13 protein-coding genes and 1 pseudogene are annotated in these 18,812 nt (G+C 73.3%); 6 read left to right on the plus strand and 8 right to left on the minus strand.

Annotated features, from left to right (window positions below):
- Positions 1–23 precede the first annotated feature (23 nt).
- Both AB0J12_RS15570 and AB0J12_RS15575 read left to right on the plus strand, forming a co-directional pair.
- Positions 24–1,370, plus strand: coding sequence for a VWA domain-containing protein (locus tag AB0J12_RS15570; RefSeq protein WP_363264808.1), 1,347 nt, complete (start codon positions 24–26; stop codon positions 1,368–1,370).
- 74 nt (positions 1,371–1,444) lie between these two features.
- Entirely contained in the window at positions 1,445–3,280 is a 1,836-nt protein-coding gene (locus AB0J12_RS15575) for an FHA domain-containing protein (RefSeq protein ID WP_363264809.1), read from the plus strand.
- Between the two features lie 241 nt (positions 3,281–3,521).
- On the opposite strand, the gene AB0J12_RS15580 is transcribed toward AB0J12_RS15575, so the two are convergent.
- Positions 3,522–4,511 (minus strand): methyltransferase domain-containing protein, encoded by a 990-nt coding sequence (locus AB0J12_RS15580; RefSeq protein WP_363264810.1) that lies wholly within the window; start codon positions 4,509–4,511, stop codon positions 3,522–3,524.
- Between the two features lie 101 nt (positions 4,512–4,612).
- Here AB0J12_RS15580 and AB0J12_RS15585 point away from each other — a divergent pair, with 101 nt between their 5' ends.
- The 4 genes from AB0J12_RS15585 (at position 4,613) to AB0J12_RS15600 (ending at position 12,385) form a co-directional block, all read left to right on the plus strand.
- The gene (locus AB0J12_RS15585) at positions 4,613–5,026 is read left to right on the plus strand and encodes a globin (protein WP_363264811.1); all 414 of its coding nucleotides are present in this window, start codon (positions 4,613–4,615) and stop codon (positions 5,024–5,026) included.
- Between the two features lie 193 nt (positions 5,027–5,219).
- On the plus strand, positions 5,220–8,462 hold the full coding sequence (locus tag AB0J12_RS15590) for an FtsX-like permease family protein (RefSeq protein ID WP_363264812.1): 3,243 nt from the start codon (positions 5,220–5,222) through the stop codon (positions 8,460–8,462).
- Position 8,463: 1 nt separating this feature from the next.
- Positions 8,464–11,214: an FtsX-like permease family protein gene (locus AB0J12_RS15595; protein ID WP_363264882.1), complete on the plus strand. Its 2,751-nt coding sequence runs from the start codon at positions 8,464–8,466 to the stop codon at positions 11,212–11,214.
- Positions 11,215–11,425: 211 nt separating this feature from the next.
- Positions 11,426–12,385, plus strand: a complete 960-nt coding sequence (locus tag AB0J12_RS15600) for an ABC transporter ATP-binding protein (protein ID WP_363264813.1) — start codon at positions 11,426–11,428, stop codon at positions 12,383–12,385.
- 9 nt (positions 12,386–12,394) lie between these two features.
- Here AB0J12_RS15600 and AB0J12_RS15605 read toward each other — a convergent pair whose 3' ends face one another.
- From AB0J12_RS15605 to AB0J12_RS15635, 7 genes and pseudogenes are all read right to left on the minus strand, one after another.
- Entirely contained in the window at positions 12,395–13,081 is a 687-nt protein-coding gene (locus tag AB0J12_RS15605; protein ID WP_363264814.1) for a hypothetical protein, read from the minus strand.
- On the minus strand, positions 13,078–13,494 hold the full coding sequence (locus tag AB0J12_RS15610) for a thioesterase family protein (RefSeq protein ID WP_363264815.1): 417 nt from the start codon (positions 13,492–13,494) through the stop codon (positions 13,078–13,080). Before AB0J12_RS15610 ends, AB0J12_RS15605 begins: the two co-directional genes overlap by 4 nt.
- A 2-nt stretch (positions 13,495–13,496) precedes the next feature.
- Positions 13,497–15,161 (minus strand): energy-dependent translational throttle protein EttA, encoded by a 1,665-nt coding sequence (gene ettA, locus AB0J12_RS15615; protein WP_363264816.1) that lies wholly within the window; start codon positions 15,159–15,161, stop codon positions 13,497–13,499.
- An 895-nt stretch (positions 15,162–16,056) separates the two neighbouring features.
- Positions 16,057–16,287 (minus strand): cold shock domain-containing protein, encoded by a 231-nt coding sequence (locus AB0J12_RS15620; protein ID WP_363264817.1) that lies wholly within the window; start codon positions 16,285–16,287, stop codon positions 16,057–16,059.
- Between the two features lie 41 nt (positions 16,288–16,328).
- Positions 16,329–16,592 (minus strand): hypothetical protein, encoded by a 264-nt coding sequence (locus tag AB0J12_RS15625; protein ID WP_363264818.1) that lies wholly within the window; start codon positions 16,590–16,592, stop codon positions 16,329–16,331.
- Positions 16,593–17,218: 626 nt separating this feature from the next.
- A pseudogene (locus tag AB0J12_RS15630) lies at positions 17,219–17,568 on the minus strand (DUF952 domain-containing protein).
- Positions 17,569–17,578: 10 nt separating this feature from the next.
- A complete protein-coding gene (locus AB0J12_RS15635; RefSeq protein ID WP_363264819.1) occupies positions 17,579–18,811 on the minus strand; it encodes a sigma-70 family RNA polymerase sigma factor in 1,233 nt (410 codons plus the stop codon).
- Position 18,812 lies beyond the last annotated feature (1 nt).

Genomic DNA, 18,812 nt, shown 5'->3' on the forward strand with positions numbered 1-18,812 from the left:
GGTTGAGGGGGAAGCGAACAGGCATGGCCAATTTCTCGAAATCCACGGTGCCGCAGTTCTCGGTGGACGTGTACCAGAACGAGTACCTGCCGGAGGGCGGCCGCGAGGTCAACGCCATCGTCACGGTCACGGCGACCGGCGGCGGCACGATCGGCAGCGCGGTGAGCGCGCCGCACCTGTTCGCCGCCGGGCAGGGTCCGTCCGCGGCGGTGGCGATCATGGTGGACTGCTCCGGGTCGATGGACTACCCGCCGACGAAGATGCGCAACGCCCGGGACGCGACGGCCGCCGCGATCGACACCCTGCGCGACGGGGTCCACTTCGCGGTGGTCGGCGGCACGCACGTCGCCACCGAGGTCTACCCGGGCGGCGGGCGGCTCGCGGTCGCCGACGCCACCACCCGCGAGCAGGCAAAGCAGGCGCTGCGCCGGCTGAGCGCCGGCGGCGGCACGGCGATCGGCACCTGGCTGCGGCTCGCCGAGACGCTGCTGTCCTCGGCGGACGTCGCCATCCGGCACGGCATCCTGCTCACCGACGGCCGCAACGAGCACGAGTCGCCCGCCGACCTGAAGGCCGCCCTCGAGCACTGCGCGGGACGGTTCACCTGTGACGCGCGGGGCGTGGGCACCGACTGGGAAGTGAAAGAAGTCACAGGGATCGCCTCGGCGCTGCTCGGCACGGCCGACATCGTCGCCGATCCCGCGGCCCTGGCCGCCGACTTCACGCAGATGATGGAGACGGCGATGGGCAAGGAGGTCGCCGACGTCGCCCTGCGGGTGTGGACGCCGGTGGGCACGACCATCAAGTTCGTCAAGCAAGTCGCGCCGACGGTCGAGGAGTTGACCGGTCGCCGCAGCGAGGCGGGGCCGCGCGCCGGGGACTATCCGACGGGCTCCTGGGGTGACGAGTCCCGCGACTACCACCTGTGCGTCGAGGTCCCGGTCGCGCACGTCGGCCAGGAGATGCTGGCCGCCCGCGTCTCGCTGGTCGTGCCACAAGGGGACGGCGGTGCGCAGAACCTGGGCGCGCAGGGTCTGGTGCGGGCCGTGTGGACCGACGACATGGTCGTCTCCACCTCCCTCAACCCGCAGGTCGCCCACTACACCGGGCAGGCCGAACTGGCACAGGTCATCCAACAGGGGATGGATCTGCGCAAAGCAGGTGATATGGATGGAGCAACGGCCAAACTGGGCCGGGCCGTTCAGCTCGCGAGTGCCTCCGGGAACGCGGATACTGCGAAACTGCTCGCGAAGGTGGTGGACGTGGTCGACGCGGCGAGCGGTACTGTGCGACTGAAGGCGAAGGTCACGGAGGCCGACGAGATGACGCTCGAAACCCGGTCGACAAAGACTGTTCGTGTAAAGAAGTGACGCGCTGAAGACCACTGAAGCCCACCGACGACCACTGAAGAAGTGACCTAGCAGGAACGAAGGGACGCACCGACATGCCGACCTGCCCGAACGGACACCAGTCGGGTTCCGACGACTGGTGCGAGGTCTGCGGTCACCGCATGGCCGGTGCCGTACCTCCGCCGCCTCCCCCGCCGCCTCCCGGCGGTGGCTACGGCTTCCCGCCGCCCCCGCCGGGCGCGCAGCCCGGTGGCCAGCCGGGCGGACGTCATCTGTCCGCCGTGCCGGAGCCCGAGCCGGAGCTGTGCCCGCAGTGCCGTACACCGCGCGAGGGCGGGGCGCCGTTCTGCGAGGAGTGCCGGTGGAACTTCCTGACCAACACGGCGACCACGTACACCCCGGCCGCGCCGCCGCGCCCCTCGGCACCGGGCCCCTCGGCGCCGGGCGCGCTGCGCTTCCCGCAGGGTCCCGGGCCGTCCTTCGGCGGCAGTGACTCCTTCGACTACCAGAGCTCCCGTCCCTCCCAGGTGAACCGGCCCGCCGAGCCGATCCCGCCGAGCCCGTTCGGCGGCGAGCCGTCGGGTCCGGGCGGGGGCGGTGCCTCCGGCGGTCCGGGCGGTCCGTTCGGCGGCGGTGGGCCTTCGGGCCCGGGTGGTTCCGGGGGTCCGTTCGGCGCCGTTGGGCCCGGTGGGCCTTCGCGTCCGGGTGGCCCGGGCGGTCCGTTCGGCGCGGGTGGTCCCGGTGACCAGGGTGGTCCCGGAGGTCACGGTGCCCCTTCGGGTCCCGGTGGCCAGGGCGGGCCCGGTGCTCCCGGTGGCCCCGGCGGTCCCTTCGGCACGGGTGGCCCCGGTGCTCCGGCAGGTCCCGGCGGCCCGGTCACACACGGCGGTCCCGGTGGCCCGAACGGCCCCGGCGGTCCGGGTGCGCCCGGCGGTCCGAACGGCCCCGGCGCCCCCTTCCCCTTCGGCAGCGACCCGTCGCGTCCGGTGCCCCCGCCCCCCGGCCCCACGCCGCCCGCCGGTCCCGGCACGGCACCGGGTGGCCCCGGCGGTCCGGGTGCTCCGGCAGGTCCCGGCGGCCCGCAGGGCTTCCAGCCCCCCGCGTTCCCGCAGGGCCGGGGCCCCTCGGCGCCGCCGGCTCCCCCCGCCCCGTCCGGGCCGTCGTTCGGCGGCGGTGGCGGTGGCGACGACTGGGTGATCTCCCCGCCGTCGGGCCCCGCCACCGGCCCCGGCGGCCCCGCCCCGTCCGGCCCGAACGGCCCGAACGGTCCCGGCGGCCACGGCGGTTACGGCTACCCGCAGGCCGGCGCCACCCAGGCACCCCCCGCGCAGACGGGCCCGAACGGCCCGGGCGGTGGCCGGCCCGGCGGCTACGGCTACCCACAGCCCGGCGCCACCCAGACACCCCCCGCGCCCTCGGGTCCGAACGGCCCGGGCGGTGCGCAGCCCGGCGGCTACGGCTACCCACAGCCCGGCGCCACCCAGGCACCCCCGGCCCCCGGGTTCCCGCAGCAGCCGCAGGGCCCGGCCACCTGGACGGCGACCATCGGTCCGGACCGCGAGTACTTCATGGCGATGATGCAGCGTTCCGGCCCGGAGGCCGCGGGGCTCAACCTGCCCGCGTACTCGCCGGAGCAGCAGCGCACCCTCACCGGCAACCAGGTCAGCATCGGCCGTCGCCGCCATTCCACCGGCGAGACGCCCGACATCGACCTGTCCGTGCCGCCGGAGGACCCGGGCGTCTCGCATCAGCACGCGGTGCTGGTGCAGCAGCCCGACGGCGGCTGGGCCGTCGTCGACCAGAACTCGACGAACGGTACGACGGTCAACGGCTCGGACGAGCCGATCCAGCCGTTCGTGCCGGTCCCGCTCCGGGACGGCGACCGGGTGCACGTGGGCGCCTGGACGACGATCACGGTCCGCCGGGGCTAGGCCCGCTCGTTTGGATCATCCCGGCGTCGCGGGGTCTGGCAAGCACTCCCCCGAGCTCTTCGAGCAGGGGGGACCCCCAGCCGCGTTGTCGTCGGTTGCCAACTCCCCCAAGCTCTTCGAGCAGGGGGGACCCCCACCGCGTTGGCGCCCTCCTCCGCCTTGCAGCTGCACGCACCAGACCCCGCTCGGGTCGGCCGAAAGGCACCGCACCTCACAGCCGGCCTGATCCAAACGACAGGGCCTAACCCGGCTCCGGGAGGGGCCACACGTACGGCCCCTCCGGATCGTCCAGCCACGCCCACTCGCGTTCGCCGCGGACCGTGAGGCCGTAGCGCTCGCGGGTCGGCATGCCCTCGCGCTCCCACAGGGCGTAGGCCTCCTCCGCCTCGAGGGTGCCGCGGGTGAGGGCGAGCAGGAAGCGGAACAGGTCGCTCTCGCGGGCCCGGCGCGGCAGTCCCGTCGGCCGCGGCGGCAGGGCGGCGGGCCGGGCCGTACCGCGCAGGGGCACGAAATAGGCGGGCGTCGCCAGGAACCGGCCCTCGGCGTGCCCGGCGCCGTGCACGTCCAGCGCGGCCACCCCGGTGGCGAACGGCGTCACGATCCGGCCGCCGGGGCGGCACTGGGCGAGCCAGGCGCGCGGGATCACCGGCAGCCCGCAGGTGGCGATGATCCGGTCGTACGGCGCGTGCCCGGGCACCCCGCGCGCGCCGTCGCCGGTGACGACGAGCGGGTGGTACCCGGCGGCGTCGAGGTGCCGGCGCGCGGACTCGGTGATGTCCGGGTCGAGGTCGATCGTGACGACGTTCTCCTCGCCCAGCCGGTACGACAGCAGCGCCGCGTTGTAGCCGCTGCCGGCGCCGATCTCCAGCACCCGGTCGCCGTCCGCCGGGCGCAGCGCCACCAGCATCGTCGCCATGAGGGACGGCTGGCTGCTGGAGGAGAGCAGTTCCCCGTCGCGCAGGCGGGTGGCGAGGGGGGTGTCGTCGTAGGCGCCGCGCAGCCAGCGTTCCCGGGCGTGGGGGTCGGGGTGCTCGCCCCAGCGGCGCTCGTAGCCCCCGGGCACGCCGACGTAGTAGGACGGCACGAAGAGGTGGCGCGGCACCGCCGCGAACGCCTCCCGCCAGCCGCGGTCCCCGGCGAAGGCCCCGCTCGCCGCGATCTCCCGCACGAGTGCGCCCCGCGCCACGTCGGCGACCTCCTGCGACCCCCGCGCACGGGCATGGACAGCCATACCTCCACTGTCCTGCGTGCCACGCCCCCGGGCGAGCGCCGCGGCCGGGTCCGCGGGGGCCGGTCCTACGTCTTCCGGCCTCGGTCCGCGCGTCTGAGAGCATGGGAGGCGTGACAGAGATTCGGCGCGGCACGCTTCAGGAGCAGACGTTCTACGAGCAGGTCGGCGGGGAGGAGACCTTCCGCCGGCTGGTGCACCGTTTCTACCAGGGGGTGGCGGAGGACCCGCTGCTGCGGCCGATGTACCCGGAGGAGGACCTCGGTCCGGCCGAGGAGCGGCTGGCGCTGTTCCTCATGCAGTACTGGGGCGGCCCCACCACGTACAGCGAGAACCGCGGGCACCCGCGGCTGCGGATGCGGCACGTCCCGTTCACCGTGGACAAGGCGGCGCACGACGCGTGGCTGAAGCACATGCGGGTCGCCGTCGAGGAGCTCGCCCTGTCCGAGGAGCACGAGCGCACGCTGTGGAACTACCTCACGTACGCCGCCGCCTCGATGATCAACACCCCCGGCTGAGCCGAGCCGTCGAGCGATCGCACCCCGAGTCCATCCCGGCCCTCCGGGCCCGATGAACTCCGCATTCCGGTCGTAGTACGCCGGATTCCGGTCACAATCCGGTCAAGCTGCGTCCACAACCGCTTACCCGTGCCCACCCCCTCTGACAACATCGCCGACAGGTCTGGACAAGACGAACGGCGGGGGGCCGGGGGTGGCGGGGTTCGGGGGGCTTGCGGGTTTCGTGCTGCTGCGCGCCCGGGCGCACCGACTCCTCCTCGCGGCCACGCTGCTCACCGTCCTGCTCACCACCTCCGTCCTGGCCGGCCTGACCGCCTACGCCGGCGCGATCGGCGACGCCGCCCTGCGCCACGCCCTGGCCCGGCCCGTCGACGCCGCCGACGCCGCCCTGGTCGTCAAGGCCGACGTACCCGCCGACCGCCGTGGCGCCGCCGACACCGCTGTACGCCAGGCAGCGCGCACCGCGTTCGACGGGCTGCCGGTGACCGTGCGGACGCTGGTGCGGTCCGGCCCGTACGCGCTGCCCCGCTCCGTGCAGCCGCCGGCCGAACGCTCAGGCGACCCCGATCTGACGCACTTCGCGGCCCTGGACCCCTCCCAGGTGCGGCTCAGCGAGGGCCGTACGCCCCGCGCGGGCACCGGGGACGTCGAGGCCGCGCTGCCGCAGGCGGCCGCGCGGCGCCTGGGCCTGAAGCCCGGCGCCCGGCTCACCCTCACCGACCGCTTCGGCGGCAAGGCGGTGACCGTGCGGATCACCGGGGTGTACCGGCCAGCCGACGCCGCCGCGCCGTACTGGCGGCTGGACGACGTCGGCGGGCGCGGCGTGAAGAAGACCGGCTTCACCACATACGGCCCCCTGCTCGCCGACCCGCGCGTGCTGACCGGCGCGACCGTGAGCGCGGGTCCGTCGGCGTGGGTGGTGAGCGCCGACTTCTCCACGCTGACGACCACCCGTATCGACGCGCTGCGTTCCTCGGCGGCTCGCGCCGGTGCCGCCGTGCGCTCCGCCCCGGCCCTCGCCGGGTCGACGACCGCGGTCACCTCCCTGCCCGGCGTGCTGGACGGCATCGAGCGCTCGCTGCTGGTCTCCCGCTCCACGCTGCTGATCGTCGCCCTCCTGCTCGCCCTGCTCGCGGCCTGCGCGCTGCTGCTGGTGGCCCGGCTGCTGAGCGCCGAACGCGCGGCCGAGACCCGGCTGCTGCTGGCCCGCGGCGCCTCCCGCGCCCGCCTGGCGGGCCTGGCCGCGCTGGAGGCGCTGCTGCCGGCCGTGCCGGCGGCGCTGTGCGCGCCGCTGCTCGCCGGGCCGCTGACCCGGCTGCTGGCCGGGCAGGGGCCGCTGGCGCGGATCGGACTGCGGCTGGACGTGCCCGCCGCCGGCCGGCCGCAGGTGTGGCTGGTGGCCGCGGGCGTCGCCCTCGGCTGCGCGCTCGCCGTCACCGTGCCCGCGCTGTCCGCGAGCGGTGGGCGCGCGGGCCGGGCGCGGGCGCTGCCCGGTGCGCTGCGGGCCGGCGCCGATCTGGGGCTGCTGGCGATCGCGGGGCTCGCGTACTGGCAGCTCGCCACCCGCGCCGCCGTCAGCGGTGACCGCACCGGCGCCCTCGGCATCGACCCGCTGCTGGTCGCCGCGCCCGCGCTGGCCCTGCTCGCCGGGACCGTGCTCACCCTGCGGCTGCTGCCGCCGGTGGCCCGGCTCGCCGAGCGCCGCGCGACCGGCGGACGGGGGCTCGCGACCGCGCTGGCCGGCTGGCAGTTCAGCCGCCGCCCCATGCGCGGCGCCGGGCCGATGCTGCTGCTGGTGCTCGCCGTCGCGCTGGGCATGCTGGCCATCGGGCAGGGCGCCTCCTGGAACCGCTCGCAGCAGGACCAGGCCGACTTCCGGGCGGGTGCGCCGGTACGCGTGACGGCCGCCGGGGACGCCGGTCCCGCCCGCACCGAACAGCTCGCAGCACTGCACGACGTCACCTCGGCCGCCCCCGCCGTACGCACCGCGCTGCCGCTGTCGGACAACCGCACCGCGACCGTCCTCGCCCTGGACACCGCGCACGCCGCCGACACCCTGCTGCTCCGCCACGACCTGGCGGACCGGCCCGTACGACCGCTGTCCGCCGGCCTCGCCCCGGCACATCCGTCGGCGGGCGTGGCCGTTCCCGCCGGCACCGCCCGGCTGCGGCTGACCGCGACCCTGCACGGCTCCGACCCCGAAGGGGGCGCCGACGTGACGCTCACCCTTCAGGACCGCTGGGGCGTGCCGTACCAGCTGCCGTCCGGGCGGCTGCCCGCCGACGGCCGCCCGCACCCGCTCAGCCCGGACCTCGGCGGCGCCCGCGGCCCGCTCGCCCTGACCGGCGTGCAGCTCGTCATCGCCCAGCCCGCCGGCCGCGCCGAACAGCACCGGCTGACGCTGGACGCGCTGACCGCCACGGCCGCCGACGGCACCGGCCGGCGGCTGCCCCTGCCCACCGCGTGGACCGCCGTCTCCCGCGCCGACGGCACCGTCGCAGGACCCGACGACAGCTCCATCCCGTCCCGGCCGCGCCTGACGTCCACCGCGCCGCCCGCCTTCGCCTACTCCACCGGTCACCTGCCGGCCGGCGACCGCTGGCTGTCCGCCGCGGTCACGGTCCGGCTGCGGGTCGCGCAGCCGCCCGCGCCCGAGGTCACGGGCGTGGCCACCGACCGCTTCCTCGCCGCCACCGGCGCGCGGACCGGGCAGCGGGTGGACGCCGTCTTCGGCGGTCAGAGCGTGCCGGTGCGGATCGTGCGCACGGTACGGGAGCTGCCGACGACCGGTGACGCCGAGGGCGGCGGCGCCCTCCTGGTGGACCTGCGCACCGTCGACCAGGTGCTGCAGACCCGCTACGGCGCGAGCGTCACGCCGACCGAGTGGTGGCTGGCCACGAAGGCCCCGGCCGAGGTGGCCGCCGCCGTCCGCGCCTGGCCCGACATCGATCCCTCGCAGGTCGTGGTGCGCGCGGAGATCGCCGAGGAGCTGCGGGACGACCCGTTCGGCGCCGGGCCCGAGGCCGCGTTCGCCGCGGCGGCCGCGGTCGCCGCCGCGCTGGCCGCGGTCGGTTTCGCGGTCAGCGCGGCCGGGGCGCTCAGGGAACGCGACGCGGAGTTCGCGGTGCTGCGTGCGCTGGGCACCCCGCGCCGCCGCCTGGCCCGCATGATCGCCGCCGAGCACGGGGTGCTGGTGGTGCTGGCGCTGGCCGTCGGCGCGGCGCTCGGCGCGGTGCTGACCCGCGCGGTGATCCCGCTGATCCTGCTCACCGCCCGGGCCACCCGCCCGCTGCCCGAGGTCCTCGTCCAGCTGCCGGCCGGGCAGGTCGCCGTCCTGCTCGCGGCCGTCGCCGTCGTCCCGCTGGCCGTCTCCCTGCTCCTGTCGCTGCGCCGCGCGGACCCCGCGTCGGCGCTGCGGGAACAGGGAGGTGAGTGAGATGCCGGCGCTGCGTTCGACGCCCCGCGTGCCCGCCGTACCCGCGCCCTGGATCCGCACCCGGCTGCGGGCCGCACCGGCGGCCGCCTGCGCGCTGGCGCTGCTGGTGGCGCTGACGGCCGCTCTGGCCGCCGCGTTCCCGCGCGCCGTCGACCGTTACGAGGACGCCGGTCTCGCCCACGCCGTCGAACGGGCCACCCCCGGCCGCACCACCCTGTGGGTGGCCGCCCCGGCGCCCGACGGCGCGTCCTCCGTGCAGGAACTCGAACAGTCCCTGCGTCGGGACGCGTTGGGCGCCCGGAACCGCAAGATCCTGGCCGCGGTCCGCGCGCCCCTGTCCGTCGACCCCGCCCAGTCGACGTACGGGGTGCGCACGTTCGAGGAACTGGAGGCGCCGGACGCCTGGCTGCCGCGCCCCTACGGACTGCCCGCGCGCGTGTTCCTCGCCACCCAGGCCCGCCTCGGCGAGCACAGCCGGCTGCACGCCGGCCGGCTGCCCCGCGCCACCGGCCGGGTGACCGCCACGACCGCCGCGGTCGAGGGCGCCGTCACCACGGAAACGGCGAAGGCCCTGCACGTGCAGGTGGGCCGCGTCCTGCACGTCCCGGCCGCCGGACGCCCCGCGCTCACCGTCCGCATCACCGGAATCGTCGCGCCGCGTACCCCCGACGGCGCCTACTGGTCGGCCGACAGCCTGTTGCGCAGCCCCACCCTCAAGCCCGTGCCCGGCGGCGGCACGGACCCGCTGCGCTACTGGCTCGGCACCGTCCTGCTCCCTCCCGACGCGGCCCCCGCCCTGCTCGGCACCCGTGGCTCCCCGCAGCGCTACTGGCGGTTCGCGCCCGACGCCGCCGCCCTGCACGGCCGGGACATCGCCGCGCTGAAGTCCTCGGTCGCCTCCCTGGAGTCCGGGCCCGCCCTGCGCGAGGTGCGCTCAGCGGTCGACCCGAACGCCGACGCCGACACCGACCTCGACACCGTCCTCACCACCTACGACGGCCTGCGCTCCGGTGTCTCCCCGCTCGTCGCGGTCGCCGCGTTCGGCACCGGCACGGTCGCCGCCGTCATCCTGGCCATGGCCGGGGGCCTCGCCGCCGACCGCCGCCGTAGCGAACTGGCCCTGCTACGCGCCCGCGGCGCCTCGCTGCGCGGGATGGCGGGACGCCTGCTCGCCGAGACGGCGGTCGTGGCGCTGCCGGCCGGAGCGCTCGGTCTGCTCGCCGCCGTCCGCGCCGTGCCCGGCGGCCGCCTGCTGCCCGCTCTGGCCGCCGCTCTCGCCGTCACGCTCGTCGCCTGCGCCGCGCTGCCGGCGCGCGCGGCGGCAGCGCACCGCGTGGTCCGCGTCCACTCCGGCCGCCAGGACGTGACGGCCCGGCGCCCCTCCCGGCGGCGTACCGTCGCCGAACTCACCGTGCTGGCGGGCGCGGCCGCCGCCGTGGAGACCCTGCGCCGGCAGGGCGGCGACGGCGGGCAGCTGGTGTCCGTGGCGCCCGTGCTGGTCGCGGTGATCGCGGCGCTGGTCCTGGTGCGGCTGTATCCGTGGCCGTTGCGCGGGCTGGCCCGACCCGCCGGGCGGCTGCGCGGGGTGGTCGGCCCGCTGTCCCTGGCCCGCGCCGGCCGCTCCTCCGCCTCCGCCGTGCTGCCCCTGCTGGCGCTGCTCACCGCGCTGACCACGGCCGCGTTCGGCGGCTCGGTGCTGGCCGGGGTGCGCGAGACCCGCGACCACGCGGCCCTGCTCGCCGTCGGTGCCGACGCCCGCGTGGAGGCGCAGACCACGACCGTGCTTCCGGCCGGCCTGGCCGACCGGGTCCGCCGTGTGCCAGGGGTCCGCTCGCTGGCCGAGGTCAGCATCTCCTACCAGGCGACGCCCGCCGACAGCCCGGCCTCGGTACCGGTCGCGGGCGTGGGCCCGGCCGACTACGCCGCGCTCACCGCCCGCACCGGCCTCGGCGCCCTCCCCGCGAGCGCCCTGCGCGCCCCCGCGGCTTCCGGTGCCGTCCTGCCCGCCCTCGCCTCCCCCGCCGTCGCCCGCACCTACGGCACCCGGCCCTTCCCGGTGCGCCTGGACGACGGCAGCACCGTCACCGTGCGCATCGCGCTGGTCCGGGAGCGCACCCCGGCCGTGCCCGGCGACCGCTTCCTCGTCGTGGACCGGGGCGCGCTCACCCCCGAGGCCGCCCGCCCGGCGGCGCTGCTGCTCACCGGCGACCACATCGACGGCGCGGCCCTGCGCCGGACGGCCGGCGGTACGGCGGGCGTACAGCTGCGCTCGGAGGTGCGCGCCGGGTACGTCGACTCACCGCTGCAGTCCGGCGCGGAAGACGTCTATACGGCGGCGGTCCTGGCCGGCGCCGGATACGCCGTGCTCGCCCTGCTGCTGTCCCTGCTGCGCGCCGCGCCCGAGCGCACGGCGCTGCTCGCCCGGCTGCGCACGATGGGCCTTACCCGGGCCCAGGCCCGCCGTCTGCTGATCCTGGAGTCCGTGCCGCAGGCCGTCCTCGCCACGGCGGGCGGCGCCCTGACCGCCTGGGCGGCCGTCCGCCTGCTCGCCCCCGGCATCGACCTCACAGCGATCGCGCTGGCCGCGAACCCGTCCGCGGGGCCGCCCGCAGCCCTGCACACCGACGCCCTGTCCCTGGTGATCCCGGCGCTGGCGGTACTGGCGGTGGCGGTCGGCGTCGCGGCGGCCCAGGCATGGTGGACGGGCCGCCGGGGGGCGGTACGGGAGTTGAGGGTGGGGGACGCTCGATGAGGAGCCGTGCGGTGCACCGGGGCCACGCCGAGGAGAGGGTCGTGAGCCGAGGCCGTGCTCAGGACCGGATGGCGAACCGGGGCCGCGCCGAGGAGCGTTCCGTGAACCGGGGCCGCGCCGAGGAACCGTGTCGTGCACCGACGCCGCCGTACGCCGAAGAACGCCCTGCGCGTCAGGCCCTGATGACGAACGTCCCGCGCCGGAGGTCACGATGACAACCAACCCCACCCTCGCCGACCTGGCGACCAAGGCGGCGGCCGCCCGCGACACCCCCGCCTACGGCCACGACGCCCTGATCACCTGCGACCGCCTGGTGCGGATCTTCACGGCCGACGGCGTGGAGGTGCAGGCCCTTCAGGGCCTCGATCTCCTGGTCGGCAAGGGCGAGCTGATGGCCCTCGTCGGCGCGTCCGGAAGCGGCAAGTCCACCCTCATGAACATCCTCGCCGGCCTGGACACCCCCACCGCCGGCGCTGCCCGCGTCGCCGGCCACGACCTGCTGGCCATGACCGCCAAGGACCGCCTGGCCTACCGCCGCGAGGTCGTGGGCTTCGTCTGGCAGCAGACGTCCCGCAACCTGCTGCCGTACCTCACGGCGGCGCAGAACGTCGCCCTCCCCCTCCAGCTGAGCGGCAACCGCACGTATGCCCGCCGCCGCGCCCGCGCCCAACGCGCCGCGGAGCTGCTGGAGCTGCTCGGTGTCACCGACTGCCGCGACCGGCACCCGCACCAGATGTCCGGCGGGCAGCAGCAGCGCGTCGCCATCGCCGTGGCTCTGGCCGGCGACCCGGCGGTCCTGCTCGCCGACGAGCCCACCGGTGAGCTGGACTCGCACACCGGGGAGCAGATCTTCGCCGCGTTCCGCACGGCGAACGAGCACCTGGGCACGACCATCGTGATCGTCACCCACGACCAGGCGGTCGCGAGCGAGGTCCGCCGCACGGTCGCCATCCGGGACGGCCGTACGTCCACGGAGGTGCTGCGCCGCAGCGAGGTCGACGCGACGACCGGCCACGAGACGGTGGTGGCGCGCGAGTACGCCATGCTGGACCGCGCCGGCCGCCTTCAGCTGCCCGCGGAGTACACGCGCACGCTGGGCATGCGCGACCGGGTGGCGCTGGAACTGGAGAGCGACCACATCAGCGTGTGGCCGGACCGGGAGGAAAGCTGAACGAGAGCCTCAGCGCACGCTGACGCCGAGCGCGCCCAGCGCCCCGAGCCCCGCCGTGCGCACGGCGACCGAACCGTAGGGCGTCCGCAGCCGCAGCCACGCGCCCGACGAGAAGAGCGTCGGCTCCTCCGCGCTCTCACCGGGCCGCAGAAAGCCCAGTGCCTGCGCGGCGTGCACGACGCGCACCGGCAGCCGGGTCTCCCCCACGGTCCGGGACCAGATGTCCCGCCCGATGAGGTTGAGTTCGGCCCGCGTGCGCCGGTCGGCGGCCAGCTCCTCGGTGCGGGTGCGGAACTCGGCGACGACCGCGCCGACCAAGCCGCGCAACTCGCTCGCGGACGGCAGCCCCGGCTCGCGCCGCCAGCCGCCGCGCGGGGGCAGAACGCCCGCCCACGGCGGACCGGTCACCGCGGCCGGGACGACGGCCGTGGCCCCCGCCTCGTCGACGGACTCCAGCAGCTCACCGGCGGAGACGGTGACGTCCAGGGTGACGTCGAGCCCGTTCTCGTACGGCTTGGCCAGCCGTACGGCGCGGATGGCGAGCACCTCGAACGACGGCGGCCGCCCGAACACGGCCAGCGCGGTGCCCGCCGCCTGCAGGCGCACCGCGGCCGACCGGTCGTAGTGCAGCAGCCGGGAGAGGAAGGCGGCGAGGTCCGCCGCCTCCGTCTCGTCGGCGAGGTGCAGCACGGTCATACGGCGCCGGCCCCCCGCTCGGACGCGTCGTCCATGTACTCCTTGAGGAACGCGCGCTCCTCCTCGGTGATCCGGCGCGGCCGCTGCGCCTCGAAGTCGAACGGCACGATGACCGTCGACGCGCGGACGTAGACCAGGTCGTCGTCCTTCACCTCGTAGGTGAGGGTGAAGGACGCGGCCCGGATCTCGGTGACCCACAGCTCGATGTCCACGGGGTGGTGCCGGTGGACGAGCTGGCGCTTGTAGTCGATCTCGTGCCGCGCCACCACGGACCCCTGCTGGAAGTCCTTGTCCGGGCGGAACAGGAAGTCGATACGGGCCTCCTCCAGGTAGCGGAGGAACACCACGTTGTTGACGTGGCCGTACGCGTCCATGTCCGCCCAGCGCAGCGGGCAGCGGTAGAGATGCCGCAAGATCAGCCCCGGGTCAGCTTCTTGTAGGTGGCGCGGTGCGGACGCGCGGCGTCGGCACCGAGTCGCTCGATCTTGTTCTTCTCGTACGACTCGAAGTTGCCCTCGAACCAGAACCACTTGGAGTCACCCTCGTAGGCGAGGATGTGCGTGGCGACGCGGTCCAGGAACCACCGGTCGTGGGAGACGACGACGGCGCAGCCGGGGAACTCGAGCAGCGCGTTCTCCAGGCTGGACAGGGTCTCGACGTCCAGGTCGTTGGTGGGCTCGTCGAGGAGCAGCAGGTTGCCGCCCTGCTTGAGGGTGAGCGCGAGGTTCAGGCGGTTGCGCTCACCGCCGGAGAGCACACCGGCCGGCTTCTGCTGGTCCGGGCCCTTGAAGCCGAACGCGGACACGTACGCCCGGCTCGGCATCTCGACCTGGCCGACGTTGATGTAGTCCAGGCCGTCGGAGACGACCTCCCACAGGGTCTTCTTCGGGTCGATGTTCTCGCGGCTCTGGTCGACGTAGGAGATCTGGACGGTCTCGCCGACCTTGATGGTGCCGGAGTCAGGCTCCTCCAGGCCCTGGATCATCTTGAACAGCGTGGTCTTGCCGGCGCCGTTCGGGCCGATCACGCCGACGATGCCGTTGCGCGGCAGCGTGAACGACAGGTTGTCGACGAGGACCTTCTCACCGAAGGCCTTGTTGAGCTGGTCGACCTCGACGACGACGTTGCCCAGGCGGGGGCCCGGCGGGATCTGGATCTCCTCGAAGTCCAGCTTCCGCATCTTCTCCGCCTCGGCGGCCATCTCCTCGTACCGCGCGAGACGGGCCTTGGACTTGGCCTGGCGTCCCTTGGCGTTGGAGCGGACCCACTCGAGCTCTTCCTTGAGGCGCTTGGCGCGCTTGGCGTCCTTCTGCCCCTCGACCTTGAGACGGGTCTGCTTGGTCTCCAGGTACTTCGAGTAGTTGCCCTCGTAGCCGTGCAGGCGGCCGCGGTCGACCTCGCAGATCCAGCCGGCGACGTTGTCCAGGAAGTACCGGTCGTGGGTGACGGCCACGACGGTGCCGGGGTACTTGGCGAGGTGCTGCTCCAGCCAGTTCACCGACTCGGCGTCGAGGTGGTTGGTGGGCTCGTCGAGCAGCAGCAGGTCGGGCTGCTGCAGCAGCAGCTTGCACAGCGCGACGCGGCGGCGCTCACCACCGGAGAGGTTGGTCACGGGCCAGTCGCCGGGCGGGCAGCCCAGGGCGTCCATGGCCTGCTCGAGCTGGGCGTCCAGGTCCCAGGCCTCGGCGTGGTCCAGCTCCTCCTGGAGCTTGCCCATCTCCTCCAGGAGCGCGTCCGAGTAGTCGGTCGCCATCAGCTCGGCGATCTCGTTGAACCGGTCGAGCTTGCCCTTGATCTCGGCGACACCCTCCTGGACGTTCTCCATGACGGTCTTGTCTTCCGTCAGCGGGGGCTCCTGCAGCAGGATGCCGACGGTGAAGCCGGGCGCGAGGAAGGCGTCGCCGTTCGACGGCTGTTCCAGCCCCGCCATGATCTTCAGGATCGTGGACTTACCGGCACCGTTCGGGCCGACAACACCGATCTTTGCGCCAGGCAGGAAGTTCAGGGAGACGTCGTCAAGGATCACCTTGTCGCCGTGCGCCTTGCGCGCCTTGCGCATGGTGTAGATGTACTCAGCCAAGAGAAACCGTCCGGCAGCTTGAATCTGGCAGTGGGCAGATACACCCCATCTTGCCTGACCGCCACCCTTGGGGGGAAACGCGTTGGGTCGGCGGGCTGTGACCTGGGGTTTCCTTGAGGCCGCCCTCGGCTCGCCTGTCACTGTCGGTCGCCCTTGGTCGACCTCGGGCGCCCTCGCACGGCCCAGGGACGGCCCAGAGATGACCACCGCAGAGACTCGTCCCACGGCAGACACCATCGATGCGGGATGCCTGAACCTCGGCCGCCGACAGTCAGCCACGACGGCGGGTGCGCCGACCGACCAGGCGTGCGTATGCCTCGCTGCACCTCCACCGGCCTCAGCCACGGTGTAGTGCCGTCGACGGGAGCAAGCCCCGCCGGCCCGACGTGAAGCGCCAAGCAAAGCCCTCAGATGGGAAGCTCGGGTGCTCCCGTACCGGATGCCTTGCTGATCTGCGGTGGAAGCCACGGCCCCCGCTGGCCGGCGCTGCTGTGTCCATCATTCCCCGTGGGTACCCGCACGATCTGGCACGGGCGCTTACGCGTCACCACACCGTGGCCCGCCTCTTGGAAGATGAGGGCACGCCCTGGCGGGGCGCTTTTGATCAACCAGTGCCGCCACCGTCCAGGCGGTCGGGTGCCGCTGCCGTCCGCGGCTGTTGCCGTCAGCGCTGCCGTCAGTTGGAATGCTGTTGGCGCCACAACCGAGCTCATGCTTGGCCGGCGATACCTAGCCGCGGGCAGAGAGTGGAGCCGTTCGCCTTGCACCGCATGGCCCCTTGGAGATAACACGCTCGCCCTAACCGAAGCCCTGCCACAGCCCTGCCACAGCCCTGCGAGCGGGATGGTGGCGTCACCTCTTCGAAGCGACGCGCCCACAAAGACACTACGGGAATTCAACTCGTAGACTTAGAATTTTCCGGCAGGACTCGAATGGCTCGAAATTGAAAGCCGTCCTGCTCCCCGCTTTCCCATTCGAGGGTTACCTTCTGCCCGCCTTCGAGCGACCGGAAGCCAGGCATTTCAATTACGGAGAAGTGAGTCCAGCAGCCACCTGGAGTTTCCTTGGAATCAAGGATTCCCCAGCCTTCTTCTTCGTGCCACACTCGCACGATTGCCTCTGTCATCCTCAGATCGTAGCAGTATCAGAGAGGGTGGAATCTTGAGGCTAGATCAAGGTCACAATGAAGGGGAAGTCGAGGTCAATGGTCCGGGTCCCCCGGGCGATGGGGAACGTCTCGTGAATCTTCAGATCCCAGTTGCAGCGCGTGGCGCCACTGCCCAGCGAAGCCGACGCATGGACAAAATATCGCGGACTGACCGCCGGATGATTGTCGTGCGCGACGCTCCTACCGTTGCAGTAGAGGTTGGCCGTTTCGTTCATGGGGCCGGTGGCCGGGGCGGCCGTTGCGATGCTCAGTTGCCAACCCACATGAAGTGGGATCCCTTTTTGTTTCGGAGAACTTCGCTTGCCGCAAAGCTAGACGATCACAAGCCTGCCAGGTTTCCGATCACAAGTAAATCGTTCATAAAGTCACAATGAGTAATGTGGTACGAGCTCACGGTTTGAAAGCTTTATATGTCAGCGGTTAGGGGTTCAACTCGATCGATAGGTGCGGTTAATGCTTGAGCGACACACCGCGTGATCGACTGGAATGAGTCAGCCTGCCCTCTTGTTGGCTGATATGTGATCATAAAGAATGAGTGTTTCCCACTGAAAGGGCTTGTCGCGTCCGGCTGGACCTCAAGGAAAGGTCGGCGGAGCGGCTTTGGGCTGGAGCCGCTTTGGGGCGAGTGATCATGGCCCCGTAAGCTTCTGGCGCGTCGGGCAGTATGTGGACCTGCTCGAACTGATTACGAAGACGCTCATTGGGATCCTTGCCAGCTTCACCCTCCTGATCCCATACTTCTGGCTCCTTTGGGATCAGAATCGACAGGAGTTGTGGGACAAGATGGCCACTACCCTGGCCGTGAACGACCCGGGAGATCGACTTCATCCACAGCCTTCGAATCAGTAGCGCTGGAACACCACACGTCCGATCTAAGAATGTCGACGTCCTAAGAGTTGTCCCGCACTCGCCGTCGCAGGAGCGGTCCGCGGATGCTCGCCGCCCGGGCGCTAGGTATCGGCCCGTAGACGTGCGGAAACTCCTCGCCGCCCGGCTCCGGGCCTCGTACCTCAACGTCACGCCGAGCCGTTCCGGGTCGATGACCAGGACCACGAGGTCATCCGGGTCCTCGTACGAGCCGTACGGGAAGGCCGCCGCGCGCGGGAGCTGGGCGCGGGTGGAGCAGTGGATGAAGCCCTCCTCCTGGAGAGTGCGGCCACGCGTCGACATCTCGTACGTGCCGGTCTCACTGGCCGCGTCCCAGAGGGAGCGTTACGTGATGTGCGCCAGCTCGCACATGAGCGACACGTCAAGTGATGTCGCCTAGGCGGGCCGCCCGGGCCCGGAGGTAGCGCTGTTCGGGGAGGCTCAGGGTCTTGGCGGCGGCTGACTCGTAGGCGGCTCGGGCGGCCTCGGGGTCGCCGGCGCGTTCCAGGAGATGGGCGCGGACCGAGTCCAGGCGGTGGCCTGTGGTCAACTCCGATGCAAGCGCATCCAGTTCGGCCAGACCAGCCTTCGCTCCATGGACCATGGCGACGGCCACGGCACGGTTGAGGCGTTCGACAGGGCTGGGGACAAGGTGGACGAGGACGTCGTAGAGGCCGAGGATCTCGGGCCAGTCGGTGCTGTCGGGCGAGTCCGCCTCGTCGTGGACGGCGGCGATCGCGGCCCTCAGTTGGTAGGGGCCGGGGCGGCGTTGGGACAGAGCCCAGGTCACCAGGGCCACGCCCTCCTCGATCGCCGCCTTGTCCCACAGCCCGCGGTCCTGCTCGTCGAGGGGGATCAGTTCGCCGCCCGCCCCGGTCCGCGCGGCGCGGCGGGCGTCGGTGAGGAGCATCAGGGCGAGCAGGCCGGTGACCTCACAGTCGCCGGGCAGCAGGCGGTGCACCTTACGGGCCAGCCGGATGGCCTCGCCCGCGAGTTCGGCCCGCCGGAGGGAGGCTCCGGAGGTGGCCGTGTAGCCCTCGTTGAAGATCAGGTAGAGCGTGTGGAGGACGGCGGGCAGCCGCTCCTCCCAGTGATCGGGGCGGCCGAAACGCGTGCCCTTCACCCGCTGCTTGGCCCGGCTGATCCGCTGGGCCATCGTCGCCTCCGGCACCAGATACGCGCGGGCGATCTCGGCCGTCGTCAGACCGCCGACGGCCCGCAGCGTCAGCGCGATCTGGGCGGGCGGGGGCAGATCCGGGTGGCAGCAGAGGAAGAGCAGGGTCAGCGTGTCGTCCTCGGAGGGCGCACGATCGGGCCCGGGCGGCGGCGCGGTGAAGGCGTCGCGCGGTGTGAGCGCCGCCGCCTTCTCCTCACGCAGCCGCCGCGCCTGATCACTGCGCAGCGCGTCCGTGAGCCGCCGCGAGGCGACCCTGATCAGCCAGCCCCGCGGATTGTCCGGAACCCCCGACTCGGGCCACTGCCCGGCCGCTGCCAGCAGCGCCTCCTGTACGGCGTCCTCGGCGGCGTCGAAGTGCCCGTACCGGCGTACGAGCGCGCCCAGGACCTGCGGCGCGTGCAGGCGCAGCAGGTCCTCGACCTCGCTCGTACGTCTCAAA

This window comes from Streptomyces sp. NPDC049915, assembly GCF_040656475.1.
GTDB lineage: Bacteria > Actinomycetota > Actinomycetes > Streptomycetales > Streptomycetaceae > Streptomyces.